The 17,198-nt window shown below is 59.0% G+C and carries 15 protein-coding genes, 2 tRNA genes and 1 pseudogene; 12 read left to right on the forward strand and 6 right to left on the reverse strand.

Features of this window, described 5'->3' with window-relative positions:
* On the reverse strand, positions 1-359 hold a 359-nt coding region (locus HX899_RS27570; protein ID WP_210273855.1), incomplete at its 3' end, for a TylF/MycF/NovP-related O-methyltransferase.
* A 748-nt stretch (positions 360-1,107) separates the two neighbouring features.
* Between HX899_RS27570 and HX899_RS27575 the strand changes: the two genes are divergently transcribed.
* A complete protein-coding gene (locus HX899_RS27575) occupies positions 1,108-1,410 on the forward strand; it encodes an HNH endonuclease (RefSeq protein ID WP_138329840.1) in 303 nt (100 codons plus the stop codon).
* Between the two features lie 543 nt (positions 1,411-1,953).
* Here the strand turns inward: HX899_RS27575 and HX899_RS27580 are convergent.
* A tRNA-Asn gene (locus HX899_RS27580) sits at positions 1,954-2,028 on the reverse strand.
* 117 nt (positions 2,029-2,145) lie between these two features.
* Here HX899_RS27580 and HX899_RS27585 point away from each other — a divergent pair.
* Positions 2,146-2,463 carry a hypothetical protein gene (locus tag HX899_RS27585; protein WP_138329838.1) on the forward strand — a complete coding sequence of 106 codons (318 nt, stop codon included), beginning with the start codon at positions 2,146-2,148 and terminating at the stop codon, positions 2,461-2,463.
* Between the two features lie 97 nt (positions 2,464-2,560).
* Positions 2,561-2,884: a hypothetical protein gene (locus tag HX899_RS27590; RefSeq protein WP_081250852.1), complete on the forward strand. Its 324-nt coding sequence runs from the start codon at positions 2,561-2,563 to the stop codon at positions 2,882-2,884.
* Here HX899_RS27590 and HX899_RS27595 read toward each other — a convergent pair.
* Positions 2,881-3,219 carry a KTSC domain-containing protein gene (locus HX899_RS27595; RefSeq protein ID WP_138329836.1) on the reverse strand — a complete coding sequence of 113 codons (339 nt, stop codon included), beginning with the start codon at positions 3,217-3,219 and terminating at the stop codon, positions 2,881-2,883. The genes HX899_RS27590 and HX899_RS27595 overlap by 4 nt on opposite strands.
* Before the next feature lie 262 nt (positions 3,220-3,481).
* Here HX899_RS27595 and HX899_RS27600 point away from each other — a divergent pair.
* Positions 3,482-3,555: transfer RNA gene (locus HX899_RS27600), tRNA-Cys, on the forward strand.
* 74 nt (positions 3,556-3,629) lie between these two features.
* Here the strand turns inward: HX899_RS27600 and HX899_RS27605 are convergent.
* Positions 3,630-3,928, reverse strand: a pseudogene (locus HX899_RS27605) (hypothetical protein); the annotation flags it as partial.
* A 514-nt stretch (positions 3,929-4,442) separates the two neighbouring features.
* Between HX899_RS27605 and HX899_RS27610 the strand changes: the two are divergent.
* From HX899_RS27610 to exoR, 6 genes are all read left to right on the forward strand, one after another.
* Positions 4,443-5,108, forward strand: a complete 666-nt coding sequence (locus HX899_RS27610; RefSeq protein WP_181293872.1) for a protein-L-isoaspartate O-methyltransferase — start codon at positions 4,443-4,445, stop codon at positions 5,106-5,108.
* Between the two features lie 333 nt (positions 5,109-5,441).
* Positions 5,442-6,317, forward strand: a complete 876-nt coding sequence (locus HX899_RS27615; protein ID WP_181293873.1) for a PopZ family protein — start codon at positions 5,442-5,444, stop codon at positions 6,315-6,317.
* 116 nt (positions 6,318-6,433) lie between these two features.
* Entirely contained in the window at positions 6,434-9,277 is a 2,844-nt protein-coding gene (locus HX899_RS27620; RefSeq protein ID WP_181293874.1) for a valine--tRNA ligase, read from the forward strand.
* Between the two features lie 399 nt (positions 9,278-9,676).
* Positions 9,677-10,957, forward strand: a complete 1,281-nt coding sequence (locus tag HX899_RS27625; RefSeq protein WP_181293875.1) for an OmpP1/FadL family transporter — start codon at positions 9,677-9,679, stop codon at positions 10,955-10,957.
* A gap of 230 nt (positions 10,958-11,187) precedes the next feature.
* On the forward strand, positions 11,188-11,658 hold the full coding sequence (locus HX899_RS27630) for a hypothetical protein (protein ID WP_138329831.1): 471 nt from the start codon (positions 11,188-11,190) through the stop codon (positions 11,656-11,658).
* A 19-nt stretch (positions 11,659-11,677) separates the two neighbouring features.
* The gene (exoR, locus tag HX899_RS27635) at positions 11,678-12,481 is read left to right on the forward strand and encodes an exopolysaccharide production regulator ExoR (RefSeq protein ID WP_138329830.1); all 804 of its coding nucleotides are present in this window, start codon (positions 11,678-11,680) and stop codon (positions 12,479-12,481) included.
* A gap of 45 nt (positions 12,482-12,526) precedes the next feature.
* On the opposite strand, the gene xth is transcribed toward exoR, so the two are convergent.
* Complete coding sequence (gene xth / locus HX899_RS27640) at positions 12,527-13,318, reverse strand: exodeoxyribonuclease III (RefSeq protein WP_138329829.1); 792 nt, start codon at positions 13,316-13,318, stop codon at positions 12,527-12,529.
* A gap of 226 nt (positions 13,319-13,544) precedes the next feature.
* Positions 13,545-13,877 (reverse strand): iron-sulfur cluster insertion protein ErpA, encoded by a 333-nt coding sequence (gene erpA, locus HX899_RS27645; protein ID WP_181293876.1) that lies wholly within the window; start codon positions 13,875-13,877, stop codon positions 13,545-13,547.
* A 222-nt stretch (positions 13,878-14,099) separates the two neighbouring features.
* Here erpA and HX899_RS27650 point away from each other — a divergent pair, with 222 nt between their 5' ends.
* Both HX899_RS27650 and argS read left to right on the forward strand, forming a co-directional pair.
* Positions 14,100-15,317, forward strand: coding sequence for a deoxyguanosinetriphosphate triphosphohydrolase (locus HX899_RS27650; RefSeq protein ID WP_181293877.1), 1,218 nt, complete (start codon positions 14,100-14,102; stop codon positions 15,315-15,317).
* A 65-nt stretch (positions 15,318-15,382) separates the two neighbouring features.
* Positions 15,383-17,140 (forward strand): arginine--tRNA ligase, encoded by a 1,758-nt coding sequence (gene argS, locus HX899_RS27655; protein WP_181293878.1) that lies wholly within the window; start codon positions 15,383-15,385, stop codon positions 17,138-17,140.
* Positions 17,141-17,198 lie beyond the last annotated feature (58 nt).

Genomic DNA, 17,198 nt, shown 5'->3' on the forward strand with positions numbered 1-17,198 from the left:
TTGGACTCGACGGGATAACCAAACCTAGCGAAGTTGTTCGTCACCGTCGCCATCAGGTCATCATCATAGAGATAGTATTGCTCGCCTCCAAGGCCGACGGCTTCGCCGCCTTTGATTTCAGCGTACCGAGCTTTCATGTCGTCGCCATCGTGCTCCGAAGGCGGAGGGAGCATCTCGAACAGGTCGTACACGCGCATAGCGCGCTGAGGCGACTTGGCGGAACACATGAGAATTGCTGAACCGCCGCGCGCGCAACCTGCCTCAATGATCAACGCTCCGCTCGGGGCGGTACGACGCACTACCTCAAGCAATTGATGAAGTTGAGGATCAGTCGTGTAGGAAAGGTATTCGGCGCGCACCCTTGACCAAGCCTGTCGAACGGTCCTCGGGTAGGCAGTCCGACGGGCGCGTTCCAAAAGCGCGTTGAGGCGCCAACGCGCCCCACGCGCAACTCTATCTACTGCTTTCATAACGCCCACATCTACCCGCAACAGCGTCCGCCTCGGCGAAGCCTTACTGAACTCCCTACGACTCCCCTTGGCGGGGGAATCGTGTCTTGCCCTTCTCATCGATGTACTCCTCGTTGGCAAAGCTGATCTGTTTTCATGATACGATCATCTCTGGTCCTCACTCGCATACCTTCAAAGCGTTGACGGATAACTCAGCGGTTCATCAGGACAAAGTAAGCTACGAGGAGGGGGGGTGCGGTCTTACATCCATTTCGGAAAAAGATTGACCGTCATCTGCTGCGCGCGGCGTTTCGGGAGCCTCTAATTTCAGAGCCTTCCGATGACTGTACGAAACCGGCGTTCTGCAACGACCTATCGAAAAGCTTTATAGACCCTTAGTAGGTTTCCCTCAACGGCCAATTGACCCGGCTTAGACCGCTTTTCGGCTACGTAGCGGGGCTATCACTACCCGTTTGATTGCATCGGCGCGGCCATTCATCCTCCAATTGGGGGTCTGTTGTTTCGCTCTTCCTGTGAATTGCCCCCCGGTCGATGTTCGGCAGAGAGATATGCTACATCCAACTTATAACTGGTGACATGGCTGGCCGCCCGTTCCGCACGGTCGAAGGAAGCTGTCTCACCGCCTGCGGGAATCCATATGAAGACCGGAGTGAAGCGAGCTTTCGTTCTTGAGCTATTCAACAAGCAGGGCGGGCGCTGTTGTTACTGCGACCGCCTCATGGTCATCCTGCCTCGCGGCAAGGATCAGAACCGACCAGACGCCGCAACGCTCGAGCATCTAATGACAAATCGCCACAGGGGCTGGACGCGACGCGACAACATGGCGGCTGCTTGCCGCGAGTGCAACGGAATGCGCGGCTCCGGAATGGATTGGCTGATGTTCAAGACTTATCGCCGCGGCGAGTTCTGGGAGCTCATTGGCGGCTGCAAGGATTTATAGATCGGTCCGCCCTTGGCCGATACGCGGTCTGCCGTTGTCGCCGCATGATGCGGCTGACCGCCACTAATTACCACGCCACCACAAGTGCGCCGTCGGCCTCACCAGCCGGCGGTTTTTCATATTTCCGGCCGAGCGCTTCCGACGAGAGCCACCAGAAAAGCTACACCGCGGCGATGTGGTCATATGCTTAAACCTGGGCGATCCGCTGTCGCTACTGTACGGCCGGACATAGCGATCGCACTCGGGACAAAGGTATACTGATTGACGTCGGTAAAGCGCGTCCTGGATTTTCCAGTCTTCCAATTTACCCATCAAATTGCGGCGCTTAGCTGAGAGAAGAGGCGGCATGTAATCACCGGATCCCACCGGGTGGCTTTTCGGCGGCTGCTTTGAAATACGAATAGACGGTCTCAACCCATTCGCCACCGGGGACTAGACTAGCGCTAGCGGCCAGAGAATAAGTTATTCACAGGCCGCCAAAAGTGGGGAAGTAAGTACCTGCTTTCGGATTTCTCAACAAAAACAGGCACTTATTTCTTAAAATGGCTCCCCGGGCCGGATTCGAACCGGCGACCTGTCGATTAACAGTCGAATGCTCTACCGCTGAGCTACCAGGGATCACTGCTTGGCGCGGTGTGAGTGGGCTAATACAAACGCTTTCCCGATTTGCCAAGCGGTTTTTTCAAAAAAATGAAATGAACTTGTATTTGGGATGCCTGCGCCCATCTCTGGGGAATGACAAATGTGAATGATCGTCAGGAGACGAGAGGCGGCGAGAAGCGCAAGGCACGGGCGGTGCGCTTCGGCATCGATCATGCAAGCGGCAGGCTTGTGCTCGGCTCTTTCAGCATCGGCATGCCGCGTTCGCGCATCGCGCGGATGGCACTCGGCATGGCTCTCATTTTCTGCGGCGTGTTGGGTTTCCTGCCCATCCTCGGCTTCTGGATGCTGCCGCTCGGCTTCCTCGTGCTCTCGCACGATCTGCCGTTCGCGCGCCGGCTTCGGCGGCGGCTGGCGGTCTGGTGGCACAGGCGGAGAAACCCGGCTGGCTGATGGGCAGGGACGGTGTGGAACCCGTGGATCGCTTTTCGCATTCGTGGTTTATGGAATGTAAAACGCAAAATTGCGTCACAATGGTCCAGGTGAGGAAATGAAGGTATCTTTTGTTGTCGTCCTGTCGGCAGCGGCACTTCTCTCAGGTGTTTCCGCCGAGGCCCAAGTAGACAGCGGCGGTTTTGACGCTCGCGGCATCTGTCGCCGTCCTGAAGGCTGCGTGGTCGACCACGGTCAAGGCGGCAGCTACAACGGGCCTCGCAACTATCGCAATTTCAACGGCCGGAATGAGCGCGATGGGAGGAACGACCGCGAGCGGGACAATCGGCGCTACCGTTCTCAGAACAGGAGCGATAATTTCGACGCGGGAACCAGCCGCCTTGTCGCAGGCCCTGAGATTGGGCTGCAAATTCGCGTCTAGTTGGATCTGAGTTCGCTTTCCTCGAAAGTTCCGCCATGGTCCGGATCGAGGCCGGTCGTCATCAGCAGGCTGCAGACGGCAAGGAGAAGGACGAACTTCACTGCGTAGGACGCCACGGAGGCCGGTTGTCGAGGGCCCGGTGATACGCGAGACGGCGCTATATAGTACTGGTAATAGAAGTATGGATCGTCCGTTTCCAGCAGGTTCTGGTGGACGTGCGGCGGAATATCCGCATGTTTTACCGGCGGGGAGCCAGGGAACTTTACATGCAGATCCCGGGTTTCGGCGTCGTATGCTGCACGCACGCGCTTCGATTTGAGGGCAGCCCAATCCATCGCAAGCTCCTATACCCTCCCGTGGGTAATTGAGTCCCGGACGGTGATCGAAGTCAAGTCAAGAATTTGTTTCAAATGCCATCATTGGCAGGAAATGGGGCATCGTCACGGCCGCGGAAATTCCAGCCCGCGCCCGCTCCGTTTCGGGATGGAAAAATGGTCGTTTCGACAACCGCGGAATAGCGTTTTTCCGAAATGCCCCCTTGCGATTTCCTTACGATCATTCTAAACGCTCGCCACGGCTCAGATAACGAGCGCGTGAGGCCTCGTGGCGGAGTGGTGACGCAGAGGACTGCAAATCCTTGTACCCCGGTTCAATTCCGGGCGAGGCCTCCAAACATCTTCCACATGACATAATCTGTGTGAAACGCTGATGGCTCAGTGGTACGGCATTGGCATTTGCGATGCCACCAGACCTGCTGGCCGGGCGAAAAATCGAACTGTGGCGGATTGATTCCCGTCAGGCGGTAAAGTGCCTTCAGGCCGCCTTTGCGGATTTGCGCCTGATTTGCAGATCGCTCAATTCGGCCCGCTCATCGATGTCGGGACCGGCGCCGAGCAGCCGCCGCATGCCTTGCGGCGAAATGCGGGTGAAGCTGCGAATGTCGCCGCTGCTATATTTGATCAGCAGCAGGCGGGCATCGGCATTGTAGTGCAGCACTTCTATACCGCGCGATTGGATCAGGAAGATTTGCATGCGCACACCCATAGCGGAAGGCGAGGGCGCTGCAACAAAATGGTTGACGTAACGTTAATGCGCGTGCGGCTGTCGGGGCTGGATTTCAAAGGAAACGAACGCATGCCAGACCTGCGCCGGGCATCATTGCCGCCAGCGCCAAGCAGGGTATCTCGGGCATCATTGCCGCAAGCGCCATGCAGAGTATCTCTAAGCGCGTTTCGACGCTTTATCGCTTCCAAGTCGTTTCGCCGTCCAGCAGCCCGCAGCAGAATATGCCGACGAGTGCTGCGACGATGAAGAAATCGAACAGCGTGAAATACTCGAAAATCGCAGACATGGCCTGCTCCTCCTATTTCCTCCGCTGCAGATTATAACATGAAGGGCTAAACGATTCCACGCTGGAGTTGCAGCGTCCGTGCTGCCCCTGTGGCGCGGAAGAGGCGCCTGCCGGATTCTTTTCACCGGCGCCTGCCAAGCCTTGAAAGCATCCGTGGCGGGGATTAAGAGACGAGGGACAGGAACCGCTTTTCAAGAGCGAGAGGACATGATGGATTTCGAAGCAGCGCGCGTAAAGATGGTCGATACCCAGGTTCGCACGACGGACGTTACCTCGCATTCCGTGCTGACGGCGTTTCTCACGGTGCCGCGTGAGGCTTTCGTGCCGGAGAAGGCGAAGCTGCTGGCTTATATCGACAACGACGTCGAGATCTCCGCAGCCGCATCGGGAAAGCCGGCCCGCTTCCTGATGGAAGCGTCGCCGCTTGCCAAGCTGCTGCAGCTGGCAGCGATCACCAAGGACGACTTCGTGCTCGAGGTTGGATGCGGCACGGGTTACACTTCGGCGCTGTTGTCGATCATTGCCGGCTCCGTCATCGCGCTCGAATGCGACGAGACGCTGGCCACTGAAGCGAAGGCGCAGCTTGCCAGCTACGCCAAGGTCGAGGTCGTGACCGGCCCGCTCGAACAGGGCTACGCTGCCGGTGCTCCCTATGATCTGATCTTCATCAACGGCGCAGTCGAAGAGGTTCCGGCGGCCCTTCTCGGTCAATTGCGCGATGGTGGCCGTCTGATCACCGTCGAAGGTTACGGCAATGCCGCCCGCGCCAAGGTCTTCGTCGCCGAGCGCGGCGCCATTTCGGAAAATGTCTTCTTCAATGCCTCGGTCAAGCCGCTGCCAGGTTTCGCCAAGGCGCGTGAATTCGTTTTCTGACATCGTTCGTGTCGATGACATTCAGCAACGGGCGCCATCGGCGCCCGTTTTTTTCAACGCCGCTGGAAAGCCTTCACAAACATCATCTACGCTGATGCCGCCACGGCGGCTCGGACGGATGTTATGCGCTTCAACTTCGGTTTCATGGGATGTTTCCGCTGCAAAATCGCAACAGGCTTTGCGCGTGGCTAACATCAGGTAACAAAACTGTGCATGGCCGCATTCATTTGATTCGCGATGATTTTTTTCACGCCTGGGGTATTCTAAGGTCGTGGTGATTCGGATGAATGCTCCACACCATCCGGTCGTTGTTTTGGGATAACGGGGATAGAAATGGCTCAGCCAAGTGTAGCGCGTGAACCGTCCATGGAAGAAATTCTGGCCTCCATCCGCCAGATCATCGAAAGCAATGAGCCCGGCGCCGGCAAGGCGATTTCCGCATCCCTGCCGCCGGTCTACGGCGCCGACGAGGATGACAATGGCTCCGAAATTCATCTGACGGTCGACGATACATATGCCGGCGTGGAATTCCCCGAACCGGTCATGCGCTCCTCCGATCCGCGTTTCGTCGCCGCCAATTCGGCCGGCACCGCCCCCGAAGCAGAAGTTCCGGCCCGCGCTCTGTCGCTTGCCGATGTCGCCGCCCGCGTGCGCGCCGCCTCCGAGCGCAGCGCCGTGCAGGCCGGTCAGGCCCTGCGCGAAATTCCGAGCGGCTTCCGTCAGCCCGAACCGCAGCCGGCCGTAATGCCGGAACCGCCGCGCGCCGCGGCACCGCAACCCCAGCCGCAGCCGGCACAGCCTGTTTTCCCGGATGCCGCAGCGTCCATCCGGCATGTTGCGATCCAGAAGCCGGCTGAGCCGGTGTTCACGGAAACGCAAAGGGTTGCCGTCGCCGAGCCTGCGCCTGCCGTCGAAACAGCGCTGCCGGCTATGGAACCCACTCAGTCGTCGACCGAGCGTTTCCTGCCGAGCGTTATGGATGAGGTCCAGCCGACGCTGCTTTCGGAGGGCGCCGGCCTGCAGATCAGCCGCTCCTTCGAGGAGCTCGCCGCCGCGATCGACGGTGCCGAGCGCCGCTCGCTGGACGAGATCGCAGAGGACATGCTGCGCCCGATGCTGCGTGAGTGGCTTGATGATAATCTGCCGACACTGGTCGAGCGGTTGGTGCGCGAGGAAATCGAGCGCGTGGCGCGCGGCCCGCGCCGCTGATCGGATTGCTTTTTCCTGAAAAGCCGCTCCGGTCTCCGGGGCGGCTTTTTTATTGACTTGGCCGTGACCATCCTATTTACAAACGGCCATCCTCGAACCTCGAAATTGGTCAGAAAATGCTCGACAAGACCTATGATTCCGCTGCCGTCGAACCGAAAATCGCCGCGATATGGGATGAGGCGGACGCTTTCCGCGCCGGCGCAAATGCCAAAGCCGGGGCCGAGACCTTCACCATCGTGATCCCGCCGCCGAATGTCACCGGTTCGCTGCACATGGGCCACGCGCTGAACAACACGCTGCAGGACATCCTGGTGCGCTTCGAGCGCATGCGCGGCAAGGACGTGCTCTGGCAGCCGGGCATGGACCACGCCGGCATCGCCACGCAGATGGTCGTCGAGCGCAAGCTGATGGAACAGCAGCTGCCGGGCCGCCGCGACATGGGCCGCGAAGCCTTCATCGACAAGATTTGGGAGTGGAAGGCCGAATCGGGCGGCCTGATCTTCAACCAGCTGAAGCGTCTTGGTGCGTCATGCGACTGGTCGCGCGAACGTTTCACCATGGACGAAGGCCTCTCGAAGGCCGTGCTCGAGGTTTTCGTCACGCTCTACAAGGAAGGGCTGATCTACAAGGACAAGCGTCTGGTCAATTGGGATCCGAAGCTGCTGACGGCGATTTCCGATATCGAAGTCGAGCAGCACGAGGTCAAGGGCAATCTCTGGCACCTGCGCTATCCGCTGGAAAAGGGCGTAACCTACCAATACCCGATTGCATTCGATGAGGAAGGCAAGCCGACCGAATTCGAGACGCGCGATTATGTGGTCGTCGCAACGACACGACCGGAGACCATGCTGGGCGATACCGGTGTTGCCGTCAATCCGAAGGACGAACGCTATCAGGGCATTGTCGGCAAGCATGTCATTCTGCCGATCGTCGGCCGCAGAATTCCGATCGTTGCTGACGATTATGCCGATCCGGCTGCCGGCACCGGCGCGGTGAAGATAACGCCCGCGCACGATTTCAACGACTTCGACGTCGGCAAGCGCGCAGGTCTTCGCGTCATCAATATTATGAACGGCGACGGCACGATCACCATCAAGGACAATGAGGACTTTCTTGAAGGTCTCGACAATCCGGCGGCGCTGCACGGCGCCTGGGACCGCCTGGAAGGCCAGGACCGCTTCTATGCGCGCAAGGTCATCGTCGAGATTTTCGAAGAGGCGGGCCTCGTCGACAAGATCGAGCCGCACAAGCACATGGTTCCGCACGGCGACCGCGGCGGCGTGCCGATCGAGCCGCGGCTGACCGAACAGTGGTATGTGGATGCGAAGACGCTCGCCGAACCGGCGATCGCCTCGGTCCGCGAAGGTCGCACCAGGATGGTGCCGAAGAGCTGGGACAAGACCTATTACGAATGGATGGAAAACATCCAGCCCTGGTGTATCTCCCGTCAGCTCTGGTGGGGTCACCAGATCCCCGCCTGGTACGGCCCGGACGGCCAGGTCTTCGTCGAAAAGACCGAGGAAGAGGCGCTGCAGGCGGCGATCCAGCATTACCTTTCGCACGAGGGGCCGATGAAGGCCTATGTCGAGGACCTGCTTGAAAACTTCAAGCCGGGCGAGATCCTGACGCGTGACGAGGACGTGCTCGACACCTGGTTCTCCTCAGCACTCTGGCCTTTCTCGACGCTCGGCTGGCCGGACGAGACGCCCGAACTGGCGCGTTATTACCCGACCAACGTTCTGGTCACCGGCTTCGATATCATCTTCTTCTGGGTTGCCCGCATGATGATGATGGGCCTGCACCTTATGAAGGATGAGGACGGCGAACCCGTCGAGCCCTTCCAGACCGTCTATGTCCACGCACTGGTGCGCGACAAGAATGGGCAGAAGATGTCGAAGTCGAAGGGCAACGTCATCGATCCCTTGGAACTGATCGACGAATACGGCGCCGACGCGCTGCGGTTCACCCTGGCGATCATGGCGGCGCAGGGCCGCGACGTGAAGCTTGATCCGGCCCGCATCGCCGGCTACCGTAATTTCGGCACCAAGCTCTGGAACGCCACGCGCTTCGCCGAGATGAACGGCGCGAAGAGCGACCCGCACTTCGTGCCGGAGGCCGCCGAGCTCACCATCAATCGCTGGATCCTGACGGAACTTGCCCGTACGGAACGCGACGTTACGGAAGCACTCGAAGCCTTCCGCTTCAACGATGCTGCCGGCGCGCTCTACCGCTTCGTCTGGAACGAGGTCTGCGACTGGTATCTCGAACTGTTGAAGCCGGTCTTCAACGGCGAGGACGAGGGTGCCAAGGCGGAAGCCCAGGCCTGCAGCGCCTATATTCTCGAAGAGATCTACAAGCTGCTGCATCCCTTCATGCCGTTCATGACCGAAGAGCTTTGGGCCCATACGGCAGGTGAAGGCAAAGAGCGCGACAGATTGGTCTGCCACGCCGAATGGCCAGCGCCGTCCTATGCCGATGACGGGGCCGCTGACGAGATCAACTGGCTGATCGACCTGGTTTCCGGCATCCGCTCGGTGCGTGCTGAGATGAACGTGCCGCCATCGGCGACGGCCCCGCTCGTCGTCGTCAAGGCCAACAACCTGACGCGTGAAAGGATGTTCCGCCACGACGCCGCCATCAAGCGCCTTGCGCGCGTCGAGGCGATATCGCTGGCTGACGATGCGCCGAAGGGTGCCGCTCAGATCGTCATCGCCGAGGCCACCATCTGCCTGCCGCTCGGCAAGCTGATCGACCTTTCCGCCGAAAAGGCTCGTCTGGAAAAAGCGATTGCCAAGATGGAGGGGGAGATCTCCCGCATCGACGGCAAGCTCTCCAACGAGAAGTTCGTCGCCAACGCCAATCCCGAAGTGGTCGAGGCCGAGCGTGATCGCCTCGAGGAACTGAAGGGTCAGATCGCGAGCCTGAGGATCGCTCTTTCCAGGGTGAGCGAAGCCGGGTAAGTTTCACCGACCCATTTTGGTAAGTTATTTCAAAGACGCGCCCTCTGTCGGCGCGTCTTTTTGTCGTTCTGGGTGTATGCGATTCGGTCATGAAAACGGCTGGTTTCAGGCGCGGAGCCTGTGGATTGTGGCTGAATGGGCATCCAGTGGGCGAAAACTGCCACTGTTGTCGGATTGATACAGCTTCTGCAATGTTTGGAATGAAAACCCAAAAGCCCAACCGAAATTCGATAAGCCTGGAATAAAATTTTATTAACCAGGTTTTTTGACGTGTCCGTCAATTTCTTTACGTAAATTGACAGTCGCAATGGTTAGAGGCGCTGCCGTGGGGCGCGTTGCCATTTCCGGCGAACACTTACACTGTGTCGCCAAATCAATTGCTGGAGTGGGGGAGACACAATGGCATCGCGTAGGTTTTCCAAGGGCGTGACGTCGCTCGTTCTTTTTTCGTCGCTTGCATCGCCGTCCTTCGCTGGCGGTCTGGAGCGTGGCGGCTATAACATCGATCAGCTGTTCGATACGTCGCCTTTTTCGTTTCAGTCGGGCGTTACCTACGTCACGCCGCAGCGCAAGCTGAAGGACGTCCGTGACACGGATACGTCGGCATCTCCAGGCGGTGGCAATCTGAACAGCCGTCCAAACACCGCTGACGATACCTCAAATTACACCATCCCTTATATTGGCTTTAAGGCTGGTTTTGGCGATGCAATCGACTGCCTGGTCGACTATTCAGAGCCCTTCGGCGGGCATACCGACCCCGGTCTGAACTGGGCCGGTGCCAACAATAACATTGAGACAGAGATCAAAACCCGCAACTATGGCGGCACCTGCTCCTATCGTTTTGATGTCGGCCCTGGGCAGCTTCGCTTCATCGGCGGCGCTTTCTATCAGGAAGTCGAAGGCTTCAAGGAACGTCTGGTTTCAACCGTTCCGCTTCTCGTCGGTACGGGCAACGGCGTCGGCCGCCTCGATCTCGAAGATAGTGGCTGGGGTTGGCGCGCCGGTCTCGCCTACGAGATTCCGGAATATGCAATGCGAGCGAGTCTCGTCTATAACAGCCGCGTAAAATACGACAATTTGACCGGTACGGTGGATCTGACGCAGGTGACTGCACCATTTGCACCGCTGAATGGCGCTCCTTATGGAAGGGTCACGGATGTCTTCGGCTCTGCCGAAGCGCCGGATTCGCTTGAGCTTAAGTTGCAAAGCGGTATCGCTCCGGATTGGCTCGCCTTCGGATCGGTAAAGTGGACGAACTGGAGTGTCCTGCAGTCCGTGCCTTTCTGCCCAAAATCGACCAAGGGCTTAGTCGCCTGCACCTCGGGCGGTGCGACGGAGCTGACGTCGCTCGACCTTCTTTACCAGGACGGTTGGACGATCACCGGTGGTGTTGGCCACAAATTCAACGAACAGTGGGCAGGTGCAGTCAGCCTCACCTGGGATCGCGGCACCAGCCAGGGCTATGGCGCGCAGACCGATAGCTGGACGCTGGGGCTCGGTGCAGCCTTCACGCCGACCGAACATATCGAATGGCGCGTTGCCGGTGCCGTGGGCGTGTTGACGAGCGGTTCGTCCGGCGTCGTGACCCAGAATGGCGTCACGTTTGGAGATGATGTCTCCTACTCCTTTGACAACGATCTGGTCGCTGCGCTGTCGACGAGCCTAAAGATCAAGTTCTAATTCCCCGATTTGAAGAATTGAGGAGCCCGGCACTGCCGGGCTCTTCTTTATTCGTGCCCGTTAATCATGCCATTTCCCGATCCCGTTTTGTGACGATTCAGCAACACATTTTTACGACGTTTGGCGTATGGTGGTGGTGGGGTGGATTTGTCCATTTCCCGCCACAAAGAGGGCGCAGCGCTATTTGCGGGCGAGGTGATGGCAGGCGTACGGTGCGTGTAAATAGTAGCATGGGTCGATTTTTTTCCGGTGACATCAAATCGTACGGCGCGATTGGCGACATTCGTTTGATTGCGGTCGTTTCGCTTTCCGAACAAGGCTGTTCCGGCCGCCGATCCGGCCTCGCGATGAAGTCGTCGATCCGTTCATTGTCGCTGTTTTCGACCCGCTCAGATGAGCAGCCCGGCTTTGCCGGAAAGGTCGATACCGGTTTCGTCACATTTACTGTTTACGAATGCGATAGAGGCGGGAAGGCGGATGCCGCACCTGCCGAAAGAGTGCCACGGAGATTGCAGTCGAGCCATGCCGGGAGCCGGGTGGTTCTGAAGGATGGGCTGAGAATATCGCCTTTGAGAAAAGGCCAATGGGCTGGATGCGACGCGGGTAAAGGAGCCATGGAGCTCGCCGCGGGATCGCTCGCCTCGAAGAAATACATCCGCGGGATGCAAGGCATGAGCGCCGTTGCCGCCTGCCTGGGATGAGCGAAAGAAATCGGTTGAAATGGTGACGTCCGAGTTCAAACTGTTCAAATTCATGCTGGTGGGCATGTCTATAGCCGTAGCGCTGGCGCTGTCCGGTCCGTGCCGTGCATTCGACATCAAAGGTGGCGTCAGCAAGGAATCCGGACCGTTCGATCTCTTCAAGTTCGGCTTCAAGGCCTATAAGAACGGCCAGAAGGAAGAGGCGGTAGAAGCCTATAAATACGCTGCCGAAAAGGGGCACACCGGCTCGCGCTGGGCGCTTGCCAATATGTATGCCGATGGCGACGGTGTCACGCAGGACGATTTCGAAGCCTTCAAGATCTACAGCGAGATCGCCCAGCAGGGCGTCGAACCCGGCTCAGAAGATACCGGCTTCTTCGTCAACGCGCTGCTCTCGCTCGCCAGTTACTACAGGCACGGCATTGCCGGCAGTCCGGTCAGGATCGACCTCAGCCAGGCGCGCCAGCTTTATTTTCAGGTGGCCTCCACCTTTGGCGTCCCCGAGGCGCAGTTCCAACTGGCGCAGATGATGCTGGCCGGCGAGGGCGGCAATGCCAGCCCGCAGCAGGCGAAGAAATGGCTGAACCAGGCCCGCAAGAGCGGCCATCCCGGCGCCATGGCGGTCTTCGGCAATATTCTGTTCGACGAAGGCCAGACGGCCCGCGGTCTGGCGCTGATGACGGCAGCACTCGATCGCTGCAAGCCCAAGGACTGCGGCTGGATGGAAGCGCTGCAGGAGCAGGCCTTCTCGGTTGCCAACGAGGCCGACCGCCGCACAGCGGTATCGCTGTCGCACACCATCGCGAGCGGTACCGACGACTAAGCGGCCCAAGTCTATTCGGAGGCGTGAAGCTGTAGGCGGAAAGCCTCAGCCCGCGAAATTGAAATAGGCGATGACAGGCACGTGGTCGGACGGCTTTTCCCAGGCTCGCACATGTTTTTCGATCGCAGCCGACGTCATCCGGTCGGCAGCTTCCGGCGACAGCAGCAGATGGTCGATGCGGATGCCGTTGTTCTTCGGCCAGGCGCCGGCCTGATAATCCCAGAAGGAATAAAACTGCGTCGCATCCGTCGTTGCGCGCACCGCATCCGTCAGCCCGAGATTTTCGAGCCTGCGGAACGCCGCCCGTGTCTGCGGCAGAAACAGTGCATCGTTTTCCCAGACCTTGGGATCGAAGCAGTCGTGCGGTTCCGGGATGACGTTGTAATCGCCGGCAAGGATCAGCATCTCCTCATAGGCCAGCCGTTCGGTGGCGAACGTCTGCAGGCGCTCCATCCAGGCGAGCTTGTAGGGATATTTCTCCGTTTCGACAGGATTGCCGTTGGGCAGGTAGATGCAGCAGACGCGCAGGATTCTCGAGTCGGACAGGGTGAACGCCGCTTCGAGGAAACGCGCCTGTTCGTCCAGCGGATCGCCGGGCAGGCCGCGGTTCACTTCGAAAGGTGAACTCTTGGAGAGGATCGCGACGCCATTGAAGCCCTTCTGGCCGTGCGTCTCGACATGATAGCCGAGCGCCTCGATCTCCAGCCGTGGGAAACCTTCGTCGACCGTCTTGATCTCCTGCAGGCAGACGATATCCGGATCGGAATCCTTCAGCCATTGCGTGAGATTGTCGATGCGCGCCTTGACGCCGTTGATGTTCCAGGTCGCGATCTTCATGGCTCTGTCCCGTTCCGTATAATGCATGTCGCCCAGAAGTGTGCAGCGGGCCTGGGAGACGACAGGCATAAAAACAAAGAGCTAAAGCGCACCGCATGAATCAGTGTCGATCCGGCGCGCTTCAGTGCGCTTCTTTTATCGCGGTCTTTCGCCGCCGGACAAGACGATAAACCGGCCGGAAGGAATTCTTCGGCCGGTTTGATGGGGAGTATGTGCGTTTAGACGTTCAGATCGAGAAACTGGTGCCGCAGCCGCAGCTTGCCACCGCATTCGGGTTCTTGATCTGGAAGGATTGGCCAAGCAGATTGTCGACGAAGTCGATCTCCGAGCCTGCCATATAAACGAGGGAAAGGCTGTCGATCAGCACCTTGGCATCGTTCTTTTCAACGATGATGTCGTCGTCGTCAGCGCTCTCGGCAAGATCGAACTTATAGGAAAAGCCCGAACAGCCGCCGCCTTCGACAGAAACGCGCAAGGCGCTCTTGCCGGCTTCGGCGCCGACGATCGCAGCGATACGCTTTGCCGCAGCATCTGAAAGGGTTACACTCGTATCCGTCATGTTTCCTCCTGCCGGGGTCAAGATCCGGAGAGAATGGGTTTTGGCACTTGAATGTTCAAATGCCTGATATCAAAGAAACTTACCATGATATCTGCGAAAAGGCGATGATGCGCCGAAGCGGTTAAGAAAGCGCCTCTTTGCCGTTTCATCGGGCTATAGGTATGAAGAGCGTTAGGCGGCGTCAATGGGCAGATGCGGCAACATGCAGGATGACGGTGAAGAATGACGATCGATACGCGTGCTTTGGGTTTTGGCAGCAGTGAGAGGGCGGTCTATGCGGCCGACCCCTGGACGACGCGCGGGCGGCTCTATCAGGAGGACGGAAGCCCGACGCGCTCCGATTTCCAGCGCGACCGCGACCGCATCGTCCACACCACCGCCTTCCGCCGGCTGAAGCACAAAACCCAGGTCTTCATCGCCCAGGATGGCGATCATTACCGCACCCGGCTGACGCACACGATCGAGGTGGCCCAGATCGCCCGCGCGCTTGCCCGCGCGCTGAAGCTCGACGAGGATCTGGCCGAAGGCGTGGCGCTCGTGCACGATTTCGGCCATACGCCGTTCGGTCATACCGGCGAGGACGCGTTGCACGAGGTGCTGCTGCCCTATGGCGGCTTCGATCACAATGCCCAATCGCTGCGCATCGTGACCAAACTGGAGAGGCGTTATGCCGAATTCGACGGCATCAACCTGACCTGGGAAAGCCTCGAAGGTCTTGTCAAGCACAATGGCCCCCTTCTGACGGCTGATGGAGTAGGCACCCGCGGTCCCGTGCCGCAGCCGATCCTTGATTATTGCGAGTTGCACGATCTCGAGCTTGCAACCTATGCCAGCCTTGAGGCCCAGGTCGCGGCGATCGCCGACGACATCGCCTATAATACCCACGATATCGACGATGGCCTGCGCTCCGGCTACCTGACTTTCGACATGCTGGAGGAGATCCCGTTTCTTGCCGGGCTGATGGCCGAGGTACGGGCGCGATATCCACATCTGGAGCCGAGCCGCTTCACCCATGAGATCATGCGCCGCCAGATTACCCGCATGGTCGAAGACGTGATTGGCGTGGCGCAGCAGCGCGTGTCGCTCCTCCGCCCTGAGAATGCGGCCGACATCCGCGCTGCCGACCGGGTTATCGCCACCTTTTCCGAGGGGATGGCCGAGACCGACAGACAGATCAAGGCCATGCTCTTCAAACGCATCTACCGCAATCCCGATATCATGCGCATCCGTGCCGGTGCCGCCCAGATCGTCACCGATCTCTTTGCCGCCTACATGGTCAATCCCAAGGAGATGCAGAGCCATTACTGGGTCGATCATATCGCCGGCCTGTCCGATGCGCCGAAGGCCCGCCATGTCGGCGATTATCTCGCCGGCATGACCGACACATATGCCATCAGCGCCCACAGGCGGTTGTTTGACCACACTCCGGATTTGCGATAGGCAGCGGTCGCCCACGCCGAGGGCCGATTTGAGCCTTTGGCACAGCCTATGCATGGAAGAGTGCGATGAACCTTTTTACCGACTTCGAAGCCAGGATCAAAACCGCCCTTGAACAGATCGATCTGGTCAGGGAAAAGCGATCCGAGCTCGATTTCGGCCGCATCACCGTCGAGCCGCCGCGTGACGCGAGCCATGGCGATGTCGCGACCAATGCCGCAATGGTTCTGGCAAAACCGCTCGGAACCAATCCGCGCGCGCTGGCCGACGTCATCATCGCCAAGCTCAAGGAGGATGCCGACGTCGCCGATGTCTCGGTCGCGGGGCCGGGCTTCATCAACATCCGTCTCGCCGTCGGCTACTGGCAGCGGCTGCTCGCCTCGATGATCGGCTCCGGCACCGATTACGGCCGCTCGGCGCTCGGCGAGGGCAAGAAGGTCAATGTCGAATATGTCTCGGCCAATCCGACCGGCCCTATGCATGTCGGCCATTGCCGGGGCGCCGTCGTCGGCGATGCGCTCGCCAACCTGCTCGCTTTTGCCGGTTACGGCGTCGAGAAGGAATATTACATCAACGATGCCGGCTCGCAGATTGACGTGCTCGCCCGTTCCGTCTTCCTGCGCTATCGCGAAGCGCTCGGCGAAAAGATCGGCGAAATCCCCTCGGGTCTCTATCCCGGCGACTATCTCGTGCCCGTCGGCCAGTCGCTTGCCGCCGATTACGGCGTGCGGCTGCACAACATGCCGGAAGACCAATGGATGCCGATCGTCAAGGATCGCACCATTGATGCGATGATGGTGATGATCCGTGAGGATCTGGCGGCTCTGAACGTCCATCACGACGTCTTCTTCTCCGAACGCACCCTGCATGCCAATGGTGCAGCCGCGATCCGCACGGCGATCAACGACCTGACCTTCAAGGGCTATGTCTACAAGGGCACGCTGCCGCCGCCGAAGGGCCAGCTTCCCGAGGACTGGGAAGATCGCGAACAGACACTGTTCCGTTCGACCGAGGTGGGCGACGATATCGACCGGCCGCTGATCAAGTCGGACGGCTCCTACACCTATTTCGCCGCCGACGTCGCTTACTTCAAGAACAAGTTCGACCGTGGTTTCGACGAGATGATCTATGTGCTTGGCGCCGACCACGGCGGCTACGTCAAGCGCCTGGAAGCGGTTGCACGCGGCGTTTCGGATGGTAAGGCGAAGCTGACGGTGCTGCTCTGCCAGCTCGTCAAGCTCTATCGCAACGGCGAGCCGGTGAAGATGTCGAAACGCTCGGGCGACTTTGTCACGCTTCGGGACGTCGTCGAAGAAGTCGGCCGTGATTCGGTCCGGTTTATGATGCTTTACCGCAAGAATTCCGAGCCGCTCGACTTCGATTTCGCCAAAGTGACCGAACAGTCGAAAGATAATCCTGTTTTTTATGTGCAGTATGCGCATGCTCGCTGCATGTCGGTCTTCCGGCAGGCGAGGGAGGCTTTTCCCGACCTCGATGTCTCCCACGGGAAACTGGCGAAAACCGTTGCAGGCATTGGCGATCCGGCCGAATTGCAGCTTGTCGCCAAGCTCGCTGAATTCCCGCGTATCGTCGAGGCAGCGGCCCAGTCGCAGGAGCCGCATCGTATCGCTTTTTACCTCTATGACCTCGCCAGTTCCTTCCACGCGCATTGGAACAAAGGTAAAGATCAGCCGGAATTACGATTTGTTAATGATAAAAACCGAGAATCAAGTATTGCCAGACTTGGGCTGGTGTACGCCGTCGCGTCGGTTTTGAAGTCGGGACTTGCCATTACAGGCACTGCCGCACCGGACGAAATGCGATAACGTCACCATTTCCCCACAATGCGCTGGCATTTGAGCGTTGGCGTTTGCGAGTGGGAAT

This window comes from Rhizobium sp. WYCCWR 11146, assembly GCF_013591995.1.
Classification (GTDB): domain Bacteria; phylum Pseudomonadota; class Alphaproteobacteria; order Rhizobiales; family Rhizobiaceae; genus Rhizobium; species Rhizobium indicum.